11 protein-coding genes and 2 pseudogenes are annotated in these 13,399 nt (G+C 50.3%); 5 read left to right on the top strand and 8 right to left on the bottom strand.

Annotated elements, in window-relative coordinates:
• Positions 1–138: 138 nt before the first annotated feature.
• From JVX88_RS27365 to JVX88_RS27385, 5 genes are all read right to left on the bottom strand, one after another.
• Positions 139–1,782 (bottom strand): type I polyketide synthase, encoded by a 1,644-nt coding sequence (locus tag JVX88_RS27365; RefSeq protein ID WP_211621737.1) that lies wholly within the window; start codon positions 1,780–1,782, stop codon positions 139–141.
• Positions 1,783–2,076: 294 nt separating this feature from the next.
• Positions 2,077–2,436 carry a hypothetical protein gene (locus JVX88_RS27370; RefSeq protein ID WP_263975272.1) on the bottom strand — a complete coding sequence of 120 codons (360 nt, stop codon included), beginning with the start codon at positions 2,434–2,436 and terminating at the stop codon, positions 2,077–2,079.
• Between the two features lie 390 nt (positions 2,437–2,826).
• Positions 2,827–3,141 (bottom strand): cupin domain-containing protein, encoded by a 315-nt coding sequence (locus JVX88_RS27375; RefSeq protein ID WP_211621739.1) that lies wholly within the window; start codon positions 3,139–3,141, stop codon positions 2,827–2,829.
• Positions 3,142–3,423: 282 nt separating this feature from the next.
• Positions 3,424–4,251: a hypothetical protein gene (locus JVX88_RS27380; protein WP_211621740.1), complete on the bottom strand. Its 828-nt coding sequence runs from the start codon at positions 4,249–4,251 to the stop codon at positions 3,424–3,426.
• 60 nt (positions 4,252–4,311) lie between these two features.
• On the bottom strand, positions 4,312–5,085 hold the full coding sequence (locus tag JVX88_RS27385; protein WP_211621741.1) for a hypothetical protein: 774 nt from the start codon (positions 5,083–5,085) through the stop codon (positions 4,312–4,314).
• A 941-nt stretch (positions 5,086–6,026) separates the two neighbouring features.
• Between JVX88_RS27385 and JVX88_RS27390 the strand changes: the two genes are divergently transcribed.
• Positions 6,027–6,830 carry a serine/threonine protein kinase gene (locus tag JVX88_RS27390; protein WP_263975273.1) on the top strand — a complete coding sequence of 268 codons (804 nt, stop codon included), beginning with the start codon at positions 6,027–6,029 and terminating at the stop codon, positions 6,828–6,830.
• Here JVX88_RS27390 and JVX88_RS44470 read toward each other — a convergent pair.
• A pseudogene (locus tag JVX88_RS44470) lies at positions 6,809–6,976 on the bottom strand (hypothetical protein); the annotation flags it as partial. The gene JVX88_RS27390 and the pseudogene JVX88_RS44470 sit on opposite strands and share 22 nt — an antisense overlap.
• Before the next feature lie 118 nt (positions 6,977–7,094).
• Positions 7,095–8,375, bottom strand: coding sequence for a murein biosynthesis integral membrane protein MurJ (gene murJ / locus JVX88_RS27400; RefSeq protein WP_211621742.1), 1,281 nt, complete (start codon positions 8,373–8,375; stop codon positions 7,095–7,097).
• A 774-nt stretch (positions 8,376–9,149) separates the two neighbouring features.
• Between murJ and JVX88_RS27405 the strand changes: the two genes are divergently transcribed.
• Positions 9,150–10,055, top strand: a complete 906-nt coding sequence (locus tag JVX88_RS27405) for a DASH family cryptochrome (protein WP_211621743.1) — start codon at positions 9,150–9,152, stop codon at positions 10,053–10,055.
• Here the strand turns inward: JVX88_RS27405 and JVX88_RS42365 are convergent.
• A complete protein-coding gene (locus JVX88_RS42365) occupies positions 9,999–11,585 on the bottom strand; it encodes a calcium-binding protein (RefSeq protein ID WP_317134455.1) in 1,587 nt (528 codons plus the stop codon). The two genes, JVX88_RS27405 and JVX88_RS42365, sit on opposite strands and share 57 nt — an antisense overlap.
• Positions 11,586–11,657: 72 nt before the next feature.
• Here JVX88_RS42365 and JVX88_RS27415 point away from each other — a divergent pair.
• From JVX88_RS27415 to JVX88_RS27425, 3 genes and pseudogenes are all read left to right on the top strand, one after another.
• Positions 11,658–11,786: pseudogene (locus JVX88_RS27415) on the top strand (two-component system response regulator); the annotation flags it as partial.
• Between the two features lie 38 nt (positions 11,787–11,824).
• A complete protein-coding gene (locus JVX88_RS27420) occupies positions 11,825–12,382 on the top strand; it encodes a chemotaxis protein CheW (protein WP_211621744.1) in 558 nt (185 codons plus the stop codon).
• Between the two features lie 477 nt (positions 12,383–12,859).
• Positions 12,860–13,303: a hypothetical protein gene (locus tag JVX88_RS27425; protein ID WP_211621745.1), complete on the top strand. Its 444-nt coding sequence runs from the start codon at positions 12,860–12,862 to the stop codon at positions 13,301–13,303.
• Positions 13,304–13,399 lie beyond the last annotated feature (96 nt).

Consider the following 13,399-nt stretch of genomic DNA (forward strand, 5'->3'; position numbering starts at 1 on the left):
GGCGCACCAAATGGAGCAACAGTTCGAGCAAATTGAAGCCGAATATGCTGATGACCCAGAAGGCAAGGAAAAGGCACTGCAAGCCTATCTCGATCAGCACATGAACCAGCCCCACCCCGAAATTGAAGAGCTAATCATTCACCCCGACAAAATTGATCGGCTCGGCTTACCAATGGCGCTGCAAATGCGGCAAGTAGAAGCCTTGGCCGTAAAACAAATGTGGGGCAGCAATTCATCGGCTTGTGTCGCTAAGAATACCTCATAACGTTCTGCAAGCTGTTTGAGGGCCGGACGAGTTTTAGCGGAAATTGTGAACAGATAGGGCGGTGGTGGATTCACAACAGCGATTGCTTCAGTATTTATCTGTTTATCTGCCCGCTCATCTACAGCTTCCTCTACAAACTCTTCTAAAATCACATGCACATTTGTGCCGCTCATGCCAAACGAACTGACGCCCGCCAAACGCGGCTGGTGAGCTAATGACGGCCAGGGAGTGAGCTGCGTTGGGACTTGAACCGCGAGTTGTTGCCAGGGAATGTAGGGATTCGGCTGCTGAAAATGCAGATGGGGTGGAATTTGTCGATGCTGGAGCGCCAGGATGGTTTTGATTAAGCTTGCTACTCCTGCTGCCGATTCTAAGTGGCCTATATTGGTCTTCACCGAGCCAATCCAGAGCGGGTTATCCGCAGACCGTCCTTGAGCCAACACCTTGCCCAATGCCAACACTTCGATTGGATCACCCAACGGTGTGCCGGTGCCGTGAGCTTCCACATACTGCACCTGAGCGGCTGCGACGCCTGCCTGCCCCAATGCTTGCTGAATCACCGCTGCTTGGGCCTGACCGTTTGGTGCTGTGAGTCCGTTGCTTTGCCCATCGTGATTTGCTGCCGATCCTCGGATGACCGCCAAAACTGGGTCGCGATCGGTAATCGCATCCTTTAGTCGCTTCAGCACCACGATACCGCAGCCTTCCCCGCGAATATATCCATCTGCATTCGCATCAAAGGTACGGCATTGTCCACTCGGAGATAGCGCTCGCAGTTTACAAAAGCCAATTGTTGGTTCGGGAGACAGCATCAAGTTGATGCCACCTGCTAAGGCCAAATTAGATTCACCGCTGCGTAAACTCTGGCAAGCTAAATGCACCGCTAGTAACGAAGATGAGCAGGTGGTATCGAGCTGCATTGTCGGCCCTTGCAACCCCAATACATAGGCCAACCGCCCTACCGCCATGCTGTGGGTATTGCCCAAACTGCTGTAGGCATCGATACGAGACAGATCGCCCGAATGCAAACTTAGCTTGGCGTAGTCGGCAAAACTGATGCCAACATACACTCCGGTTTGACTGCCCCGCAGCCGATCGATTGCCTGCCCAGCCCGCTCTAGAGCCGTGTAGCTCACCTCCAGCAACAACCGCTGCTGCGGATCAAGACTGACCGCTTCACGAGGCGAAATGCCAAAGAACTGCGGATCAAATTGATCGACCTGATCGATAAAACCACCATGCCGACTGTAGAGCCTTCCAGGCGCATCTGGGTCCGGATCATAATAGGCAGTCCAATCCCAGCGACTGGACGGTACTTCAGTGATGGCATCGATCCCGTTCTGCAGCAAATCCCAATAGGCTTCTGGTGAATTAGCGCCGCCGGGAAAGCGACAGTCCATGCCAATCACAGCAACAGGTACATTGGCCTCAGTAAGGGACTCTAGTTCCAGGCGCATCTGCCGCATTTCTTGCCATGCGTCTAGGAGTAGGGTGCGATAGTCGGGGGTGGGTGTCATCGACGTTTCCTCCCTTTGGCAGCGGCAAGTTCAGCAACGAGGAGGGCAGCGAGTTCAGATCAAGCGTCTGGACAGGCTCAACTCGCCAAGGCATGCTTTCCAAGCAGTGGCTTAGACAGCACTCTTTGGAGCATCAATCACTTCATGTTTACTTACATGTAAGTAAACATCTTTTAATTAAAAATGTCAACCCACATCTTGCACCTTACGCTCTAGACTTCCATTCATGTTTTCGTCGCAACAGCCGTTTGCACTCCGTATACAACCGTTCTAGCTCCCTTCCTTGACTGATTGCTATATCAAGACTTTCTCTCTTGATCGAGCCGCAACAACCAGAACAAGACACAACAGTGTGATGGTCTTCTGCCACTCTTGGCGAACGTCAGATTCTTCAATAGGTTCAAAGGCAACCACTAAGCGAGGAACCGCTTGTTCTAAAGCTTTTGGAGGAACAGGTCGATGCAGTTCCACTAAACGTATCAAGCTTTCATGATTATTGACAAAACCAATGACCCATTTCGTTGTGTGATCGGGGCTATCAGGGACACGCTCAACCCCTAATTCATTCTTGAGCCAATCATAGAAAGGAGGTAGTTTTTCAGCAAGTACCACTTCTGCGATCGGAAGGGTTTGCTGAAGCAAAGGAACATTCAAACTCTCCAATTTTTGTTGAATGATGGGGGTTTTGAGAAACGACTGTAGATCTAGGGAGAACAGTTGCTCAACATCCCGTTGAGAAAGCTGTAGATGGTCGGTGAACGTTTTAAGCATACTCCTTGTCAGTAGTTGAATAGATTCAGAGAACGTGTTTTGAAAACATTAGACAATTGTTGCGCTTCCTGAGAAAGCGGCAAACAATATCGAACTTCCACTACTTTGACAAAATTAAGCAGAGCATTCTATGAGCTACCTCATAGAAAAGAATTGCTTTTAGCAGGAAATACTTAAGAGAACAAATCACCTTCTGAATAATCTGTTACAAGGTAGGCTTCTCAACATTCAAAACTGAAGTAGTCGCTTGCGCCGAAATAGACGAAGTATAAGTCAGCCTTCAGGATAGAACACAAATAATGTACATCCTGTTTGAGATTGCGGTACATGGCTGGAACCGACAGGATTATGAATAAAAGAACCAGCCGGATAATCGCGAGTACCATCGTTGAACACACCGGACACAACAAAAGCTTCCTCTGGACCCGGATCGTGGAAATCGATTCCATCCCAGCAAGCCCCTGGATCGATTTCTAACAGGACTGCTCGTTGGTTCTTTTCACCTTGCCAAAGGGTACGAGCACGAATTCCCTTAAACAACTCACGAGCAGGAACGTCCTGTGCATTGATCCATTCTATAGAATTCATGGCACCGCCTCATCGATTCTTAATTATTTTGGACTCCTAAATAATAATTTCAATAGCCCTAACAGTCAAGTTTTACATCACTTGACAGGAAGTAATTTATGATCTACTAATTACTTAGGATTCCTAAATATATTTTTGATTTGAATAATTATCTGTAATTCACCAATCAAGGAGGAGATCGCTATCATGAGTACTAGAATCACAGGTTACACCTACGGAATGGAGGCAATCGCTCTACCTGTCAGTCATCGATGCAACGTGTCAATGCTTACTTTGAAATCATTAGCAGAATCCAAGAAGGAATTTTTCTATGCCAGTGACCAACACCAGAACAATTACTGAACCTGCGGGCGGAGCAATCGGCAATCGATTCGCCATCACAACAGAAAACCAGCCGTTACCTGTCAGTTCCGATTCGCATTTGCCCTGAAGACTCTGCTGATCAATCTGCCGGACATGGGTCAGATACTTCAGCTCACCCAGTCTGGGCAATAGGGCTGTGAATGTCGCCGGTGAAAGATTGATGGCTCGACAGGTTGCCTGCGAATCATCCACCACGCTGAGTTGAATTGCTGGCCCCAAAACGCCCGCTTCCGGCTGCACAATCTGGCTCAGGCTGTAGGTTCCGGCCCCGGTTGGGTTAGATAGAGTCCCCGAATTCCCGGCAGGGGCAATCAGTTCGCTCTCCTGAAACAGCAGCAGCGCCACCCAGGGAATTGTATTGTCGCTGGGTTGGAGCAGCCGCTCCCAGGGAAGGGCACGTTTCGTCAAGACAATATAGGGAAACTGTTGATCGAATTGTCCCTGGCTTTTGTTGGCAGGAAACTGGGTTTGAATATCTGCTGCCGTGATGCTAAATCGTGGTCCCTCCACCAGAAACTGCTGCGTCTCGGTGAAGGGCTGCGGTGGGGAAGGCGGCAGCTTGGCATCTCCCGAGATCTGATGGGTCATCGTGATCGTGTAGGTGTCTGCGGTCAATGCCGGAATGTAGTTGTCGCAAAATTGAATATCGGCAAGGGTTGAGCTTAAATCACCCAGCCGTTGCGTCTTGATATCTGATGCATGATCCGATGCATGAGTTGTTGGATTCATCGAGGGATTCGTAGTCATATCAATCTCGCTAGAGGGGTTGAAAGCAAGCAAAAGAGAAGGGTCAGAGAGTTGGCCAGTTCAGGCAAGGGCAACTGAGGTCGGAATTCCATCGGGAGTACCGACCATCGGCAGCGCCTGATAGTTCAACCCCAGGTTTTGCTGGACATCACTCAAATCACCATCCATTCCCGCATTCACGCCCAGGGTTGCCAATGCTGCAAACAGGCTGCTGCGTTTGGCCTGCACGGTCGCATTCGTCAGGGTCTGGCTGATCAGCGTCAGGGCCTGATTGTTGGTGGCAGGAGGTTGATTGATCACGGGAGCCGTTGCCGAGACCGGCAGGTAAACGGGGATGCCCTGGCTATTTTCACCGATGATCAGATAAGCGAATGCCTGCGCCGCCGCGACTGGAATTGGTGTAGCAGGAGCACCCAGCTTCAGTTGTATTTGGCTCAGTCCAACCAAGCGATTCGGCAGCAGCGTGGCCTCAGGAGTAGGCGTTTGGTTGGGGCCGAGCGGTGCTCCCCACATGGCTTCGGGAACAGCGCGCTGGTTGAGTACCCACTGCCAGTCCTGGTTCAGATCCTGGTAGGCACCTTGCGAATTGGTGATCTGCACCTGGGCTGTGGAGGTAACGCTGGCAATTCCCATCGGGCGAATCCCGACCGTGTAGCTGGTGGTGGGCGCAATCGAGGTGTCCTGCTGATTGGGACCAACCAGGGTCATGCCGGTGAGGGGAATCGCCGTTTCCACTGAGAACTGGAACTCATCGGCCCGAATACACCAGAGTCCGGACTCGGTTTGCTTGAATAGCCCATTAGATGCCCGAATATGACAAACCGCCAGATCCACAACAACTTGGTCTCCCCCAAGCGTAGTTGGGGTGTAGATTTTGGTTGTGGGAATTTGAGGTACTCGTGACGATTAACGGAGTCCAATGACAAAACCCCTGCTGTGAGAGGTGGCGCTCCCATCCCTCCGCATAACCGTTGAGGATGGCTAGAGAAACAAGCGATCCGTCTCGATTAAACTTGCAGTCCTCATAAGGCTTGGTGACAAGTAACCGCCGGTTGTGCTGAAACTCTGTCTCAGTACGGCTAACGGATCACACTTGAAAGAAGTTGATGCATCTGAGTGAAATCAACCGAGAACACCGAAGTTGTTGGTGAAGATAGCGTAATTTCGTCCATCCGCTCTAGCGAAATTTCTCTGAGAGCGTTATTTAAGTAGATTCACTGTAATGTTTTTTAAAACTGATTGTTTTTTTGTTCATATTTAAGTGAATTTCCGTAACATTTAGGCAAAATAAAATATTTCCTTAAGCTATAAAGTATCAGGTTATACAATTTTTTGATTTGTTACATTAGGCACCTGAAGACACTTTTTCTACTCCTGAAGGTGGCAGGGTATTCTGCCTAACCGTGAAACTACTGGAGAAACATCAGTTTGGATATTCAAGCACGCCATCAGGTAGCGAAATTGCGGATCAAGTAAAACCCTTTTGGCTGCATCTGCCTCAAGCAAGTGCGATGGATCTCTGGCAGCAACTCAGAAACAACAAGTTCTTGGCAAGACAGATTGACAGCAGGGCGAAAGTTGCTTAAGCCAGTTCCAAATTTCCAAGTTTATCCGTTCAGGGGTTCAGGTCTCCGAACTTGTCCCATCCATTGCCACAGTTGCCACAGTTGCCACAGTTGCCACAGTTGCCACAGTTGATCGCCACCCTGTGGAGAAGCTGCTGCAAAGCTGGGCAAACTAGCCTGGGGTCAGTTGTAACCAATCGTGAAGAAACAATGGCGAAGCAGATGCAGATCCAGATCCAGGGATATCAGGTTCTAGATACGATCTACGACGGTGCTAGAACGCTTGTTTGTCGCGGTTATCAGGAGTCGAATCAACGGCCTGTTGTGATCAAGCTGCTGAAAAGCCCCTATCCCAGCTTTACGGAGCTGGTGCAATTCAAGAATCAATATACGTTGATGCGGCAGCTTCACCTGCCTGGAGTTGTGCGTCCCTATAGCTTAGAGCCTTACCAAAATGGGTTTGCCCTGGTGATGGAAGATTTTGGCGGCATATCGTTGCGGGACTATTGGGCAAACAAGCAGGCAAAGTGTCAGGATGACCTGACTGAGTTTCTGCAAATTGCAATCGCTCTAGCCGAAATCCTGGATCAACTTTATCGCCATCGCATCATTCATAAAGACATCAAACCTGCCAATATTCTGATCAACCCGGTTACGAAACAAGTGAAGCTGATTGACTTTAGTTTGGCATCCCAGTTGCCGCGAGAAACACAATCTCTAGTCAGTCCAAATGTTTTGGAAGGAACTCTAGCTTATCTCTCACCGGAGCAAACCGGACGCATGAATCGGGGGATTGATTACCGCACCGATTTCTACTCTCTAGGTATTACCTGCTTTGAATTGTTGACGGGGCAATTGCCATTTGACTCCAACGATCCGATGGAGTTAGTTCATTGCCATATTGCCAAACAGCCTCCTACCGTTGAGCAACTCAATTGCCGTAGCAGTTCGGCCGTTTTCGGATTGGCCTCGATCGCGATGATCCTGGACTGCCTGAAGTGCCTTGCCAGATAGAGGCTCCAGAAGCCGATATTCGCTCCTACGTCGAAGAAAACCCCGGTACGCGCTTCGCGCCTGATGAACGCGCGCTCGGCTCGATCATAGAGGTGCGGGAGGAACCAGAGACCGTTGTCGACGCACTCAATAGGATCGAGATACATCTGCGATCCGAGAACATCGACTGTGGCACCCTTGAGGCCAAAAAACTTGTGGATCGGCGTAAGCAAGCGTGGGGGGATCGATCGTACATAACGCACGTTCGGCGTCAGAAGGCCGATTCTACGCAGCAGGAATTTCAACAACTTCTTTCTTCCTAGTCGATTTTGACGCGATATAAAGCGCAAGCGCTTGAAACGCGAAGACGGCAATGCCCGATGCGGCGAGGCCGACAAGGCCAAATTGCCATACCAGCCAAAGCCCGATGGTGAGCTTGATCACCAACATGCCCGCGGAAATCAAAGCGACAACGCCATACTTCCCGTTGGAATAGTGCTGCTGGGAATAGAGCAGCGATAGGAGATAAAACGGCAGCTGCCAAATCAGTATTGTGAGAACTTGCGCAACTGCGATCGTATCGGTGGCGGTGAATGCGCCTCGTTGGAAGAGACTGCCGACGATGGTTGTCGAGAACGTGGAGGTCACGACCGCGACCAGCACGCCCGCCATTCCCAGTAAAAGGCCCCAGCGAAACATGAAGCGCCTGGTGGCTTCGCGATCGTGCGCGATCGTTGCCAGCGCGGGTAAAAGCACCCGAGGTAGCGCGAGCGCGGCCAGTGTCAGGAACATGGCGAAAATTCGGAACGCGTAGTTGAACGTCGCCAGCGAGCCCGGCGCCAGCTGGGCAGCATAGAGCTGGTCAACCATAGGAGAGGATGATTGCAGGGCTTGGACCCCTAGCATCACCCCAAAACCCGGCCAGAAGGATCTCCACGCGCCGAAGTCAGGTCGGGACGGCAAGTGCAGGCTTCCGGCGCGCGCCGTAGAGGCAAGCGTCGCCGCCATCTGTAGTGCAAAACCAACGGCTGTGGCGATGGCGAGAGCCATTATGCTGGGCGGATAGGCCAGGACGGCGATCACGATCACAAGTGCCGGCAGTCCCTCGTACAGGCTGTTCGCATGTCGATTTCTCGCCATCAGGCACGATGCGCCGAAATGTGCGACGAAAAGAAGCGGGATCATGACCGCCATCAGGGGGAGGATTTGCAGTGCGTAGCGACCTGTTTGGTCAGTCAGGCCGGACCAGCCTTCGCTGACGAATGCATAGACCCCGCAAGTCCACGCCAGGCTCACGAACAGTCCCGCGATCAAGCTGATGGTGAAGAACTGCGAGCGTAATCGCAGCGCCGACTCAGGGTCGGTGCGCTCGAGACGAATCAGAAGAGGAGTAAGCGTGGCAAATATCGCACCGAACCAGATCGATGTCGGTGTCGACAGGAGGTTGAACACGAACACGTAAGCGTCGATCCGTGGGCCGACGCCGAACTCTGCCGCCACGGCAAGTTCTTTTGCAAGCCCCGCGAGCTTGGCAATTCCGGCCAGGACCACAACCAAGCCGAACATCCGCAGAGTTATCGATGCCTGATCAATCGAAGCTTTCGTAACAAGCGTAGCGTTAGGAGAACGTCTAGTAGTTGAAATCATTGCGCAGTAGACTGAATCGTTTGAATCTAATCCTAACTTATTCTTGGTAATTTCAATCATCTTTTAACCATAAATCTAACAATTTCAATCATCTTTCCATGATAAATTCCGGTCGAAATTAAGCCCTGTGTTACTTGGCTGCTCATCTCTTACTTGCTGAAACCGCCAGTCTATCGGAAATTGCCCAAAATCTTGCTGCCGATCGCTTGCCCCAACTTCCCTGATCGTCTAGAACCTTTCACTCTTTCTCGATTAATCACTTCATTCGCCTAGCCATCTCTGGATTGTTCGGCTAGCTAGCATTTTGATAGTTTTGCCACAGTTTTGCCGCAGTCTTACGATAGTTTCGTCACAGTTTCGGCCATAGTTTCGCCTAAGATTTAATCCTATCTCTTGGCTACTGCCTCAGATCACTCAAAATGGCACTCATCTTACGTCAAAAGTCGCAGTAACATCAGCAAAGTAGCGGAGCCGTTCCAGGCTCAATCGCTACAAATGTATCATTGTATGAAGAATTGCAACCTCAACTAGTGGTTTGCGATTTGGAAGACGCAAAACCAAGACACGATTTAATTTGCCTACAAGCCAATTACGATCTCGTCTATGATTTGCTGGTTGTGCAGGGTCTTATTTTTAGCCCTGTTTTCAATCCTATTGCTAGCCCTGATGTAATCATTAATATAGAACATTCCTGTGAATTCCCGAATCCTTCTTTGGTATCGTAACGACCTGCGCTTGCACGACCATGAACCTCTAGAGCAAGCACTTCAGGAACAAGCAACCATCATCCCCGTCTACTGCTTTGACCCGCGCCAGTTTGGTAAAACTCAATTCGGCTTCCCCAAAACCGGCAGATTTCGGGCTCAATTTTTACAGCAGAGCGTCCTCGATCTACGCCGATCGCTGCAATTACTCGGTAGCGATCTGCTAGTTTTTCACGCGCTGCCAGAGCAGGTGATTCCAGACTTAGTAAAAACGCTGAAAATTTCAGCCGTATACTATCACCAGGAAGTGACTGCCGAAGAACTAGCCGTTGAAGCTGCACTGAAGCAGGCTCTGGCTCAACTGCGTGTTCCACTCAAGCCATTCTGGGGGCACACACTTTATCATCCGGATGATTTGCCATTTGATCGGCACAATATTCCAGAAGTTTTCACTACCTTTCGCAAGCAGGTCGAAAAACAGTGCTCGATTAATCCGGCCTTTGCAGCACCGCGTGCCCTCTCCCCTTTACCGACAGCCATCGCCCCTGGGCCAATTCCCAGCTTGAGCGATTTAGGTTTAGAGCCGCCGTTGGCTGAGCCACGAGCCGTATTAGCCTTTCAAGGTGGAGAAACCGCTGGTCAGGCTCGTTTAGATCAGTATTTTTGGCAGCAGGACTGCTTGCGTTATTACAAAGAGACACGCAACGGTTTATTAGGAGCAAACTATTCATCCAAGTTTTCACCCTGGTTAGCCCTGGGCTGTTTATCCCCTCGTTATATTTATGAACAGGTGCTACGCTACGAAGAACAGCGAGTACGCAATGATTCGACCTATTGGTTAATCTTTGAGTTGCTGTGGCGAGTTACCGATACCAACTGTAGCCGTACCCGTTAGCGTCAGTGCCTCCAGGTGATTGCCAAGCGTCAAACTTACTCCGGACTCTACTGTGTCATATCCCTCGTTAAGCTGCTCGATCACAAAATCATTGGGACTGTCCACCACATACAGGTCATCACCGAGGCCGCCCTCTAGCTGATCGTCACCAGAGCCACCGTCGAGGCGATCGTTGCCCACATTGCCGCTCAGCACATCGTTACCAGCTTTGCCAAAGATGACATCATTGCCGAGGCCACCGGACAAACTATCGTCTTGCAAATCGCTGCCCAGGAGAGTGGCCGTACCCGCAAACCCTGTGAGGCGAAACACCTCGAAGCCGTTGATCACGGTATTGCCTGTCAGGATGCTGCCGACTTGATTCACCGGGTTGTCAACATCGATGATGGCTGTGCCGCTACCGTCGAGCAGGGTGAAGGTATCGCGTCCTAAGCCGCCCTTAATCGAGTCGTTTTGCTGCAAGTTCGCCAAAATTGAAACCACCGAATCGTCGCTGGCGAAGGCATCGATCAAATCGGTAGCAGGAGTGGTGAACAGCGAACCATCGGGACCGAGGGTGCCATTGCTGAGCTTGATCGAACTGATCTGGACGCGGGTTTGGGCCGGTTCGCTGCTGCTGCTGCCGTTGCGGAGTCGGAACAGGATAGTGCGGGTGGTGGTGTCGATTGCAGGGTCGGTGTTTTCGTATTTCACCGTGCGCAGAACCTGCAAATAGTCTCCTAGTGAGCCGCGTCCGCTTAGAGTCAAAACGCTGCGGTTAGCATCATAGCTGGCGACAATCTTGGTTCCCGCCGTCACTGCCGAGAGTTTTTCGTTGATGCCATCGAGTGGGTTGGCAATCGACACCTCAGCCGAGGTCAAGACCGGATAGTTCTGATTGGTGAAGCGGGCATCCGTTGCCACAGTCGCCACGGGCGGACCGCCAATCACAAACGTACTGCCATAGTCCACCCCAACCGCTGTGCCATTTAAGTCAATTGTCGGAACGTTGCCTATGGGGGCAAATTGAATCTGAACTCGGCCTGGATTGCTGTTAGATATGCCGTCCATAGCCTGAAACTCCAGCGTGCGGGGTGTTCCAGTTGGAATGGGTCGGTTATTGGCAAACCGAATCGACCGCAGGGCCGAACGATAAGAGACGACTGGTGCTGAACCGGACAGGCGCAACACACCCGCAGCGGGATCGAAACTGCCTGTGATGCCGTTCTGGTCTTTGAACAGCAGGTTGTCTTCTCCAGCAATGTAGTCCCGGATGCGCACGATTGCGCCGGATAAAACCGGACTGTCTACATCGTTCAGGTTCAGTTTTGGATCGATCAAAATCGAACCTCTAGTGAAGGTAAGTTCCTGCACGGATGGTTGTAAGACGGGGGCATCATTGACGGGAAGGATTTGGATTGAACGGGCGGCCAAATTGCTCGTGGTGCTATTGTCTTTGACGCTAAACTGAGCCGTGCGCAGTCCCAAATTGGGATTATTGCTGCTGTTGCTGTAGGTAACGGAACGCAATACTGACTGATAGGCTGTCACCGAGGCTGTACCGTTGAGAGTCAGTACGCCGGTAGCCGCATTGAAACTACTCGTAATGCCCGCTTGATTCGTATGTGTTCAACCAAAGGGGGTGATATGGATAAATACTGGGGCATGAAGCAGGGGGCTGATGCCTATCTAGCCAAGCCTATTGACCAAGAAGAATTTGTGCGCACAGTCAAGCAATTGATCAAACATTGATGGAAATTGATGGAAATTGATGGAAATTAATTAAGCCCATGTCTGAGTTTTCGCCCCTTTCCAGCCCACATCGATCTGACTCACGAGGATCTACGGTTGATTCACCAACCGGCCATAGTACTGAACAGTTCTTACAGTTGCGGCTAGCCGCAACTACCAGGGTTCTTCTGCCAATTCAGCAGCTAATAGAAGTGCTGACCGTCTCTGAAGGGCAAATCATTCCCATTCCTCACATGCCTGCTTGGGTCATGGGCGTTTACAACTGGAGAGGGGATATTTTGTGGATGATTGATCTGGGGCATCTGTGCGGGCTGGCTCCTTGGTATCAGCAATCGGTTAGCCGGTCAATGCACTCGGCAGTTGTTTTGAACATCACTGAGCATTCAACCGCTGCTCCTGCTAGAAGCAACATCCTTGGTCTTGTGGTTAGCCAAGTAGAAGAGATTGAATGGTGCCAACTGGACGCGATTCAAGCTTTATCACAAACGCCAATTTTACCTGAGTTAGAGCAATTGGCAGCAGGATACTGGCAGCGAGAAAATGACAGCCTTGTCATCCTAGACGGTAAAGCCATTTTGAACCAGATGCCTCAATAAACAAAGCGATTAGAGCGATTTACTCACAGTAAACGTAATCGATACTCAGTAGCTCGCAAATCATGTTGAGATCCCCCCTAGCCCCCTTACGAAAGGAGGGAACCATAGGCGAAGCCTGTGCCTAGCACATACCAACCATGATTTGAAGTCCCCCTTCATCTACGCCGAAGGCGCATCCCCGCTGGGGTTTAGGGGAATTTAAGGGGACTGTGCTATGCACACGCTGCGCGAACAAACCCACGTCTAGGGATTCAAACGAATTCATTTTCGATCTACTGATACTGACAAACCAACCCATAATCTAAATCAGTGAACCATGCACCTACACCAACTTTCTCGAAAATAAATACAGATTAAATTCCACAAATCAGCACAATCCATAGACTCCACAATTACGAATTGCCGGATATAAATTACGAATTGTGCGTCAATCAGTGAATGCTCAAATCCACTTCTGTCGAAGATAAGGTTTACGTCATGTCTCAGCTTCCTTCCGAACCAACTTCCGCCAACACTAATAATCATTCCTCGCCCAAAAATCTGGAACCGCTCCAATCAACACCCGCCGTTGTTGCCGAAAATGAAGCCATGCGATGGGTAGATGCGACCGAATCTGAACGAGTTACGTCCCAAAAATCGATGACAGCAGATGAGCAGGTGTCAGATTTACAGGCCAATTCGCAGGCAGCACCGCTAGCCACAGAAGTGCCCAATGAATGGCTGTCCGGATCTTTGCCGAATGTAGTCGTCCCCCAGTCGCGAAAACTGCGGGTGCGGCTGAGAAACTCAATTGGCTCCAAGCTATTCTTCTACGTGCTGGGTGGAGCTTTAGTGGGACTGGGCGGCATGTCTTACTTTTTCTATCAAACGTTGGAAAACCAAGCTGAGACTAAAATTCAGGACAAGCTAGCTTTTTTATAAACATATGGATGTAATCAGTTTTCAGAGTTTATATACTGGATGATGTATTTCATATCACCTCTAAGGTTGGCTGCTGTCTGAGAGAATAAACTGACT

Source organism: Leptolyngbya sp. 7M, from assembly GCF_018128485.1.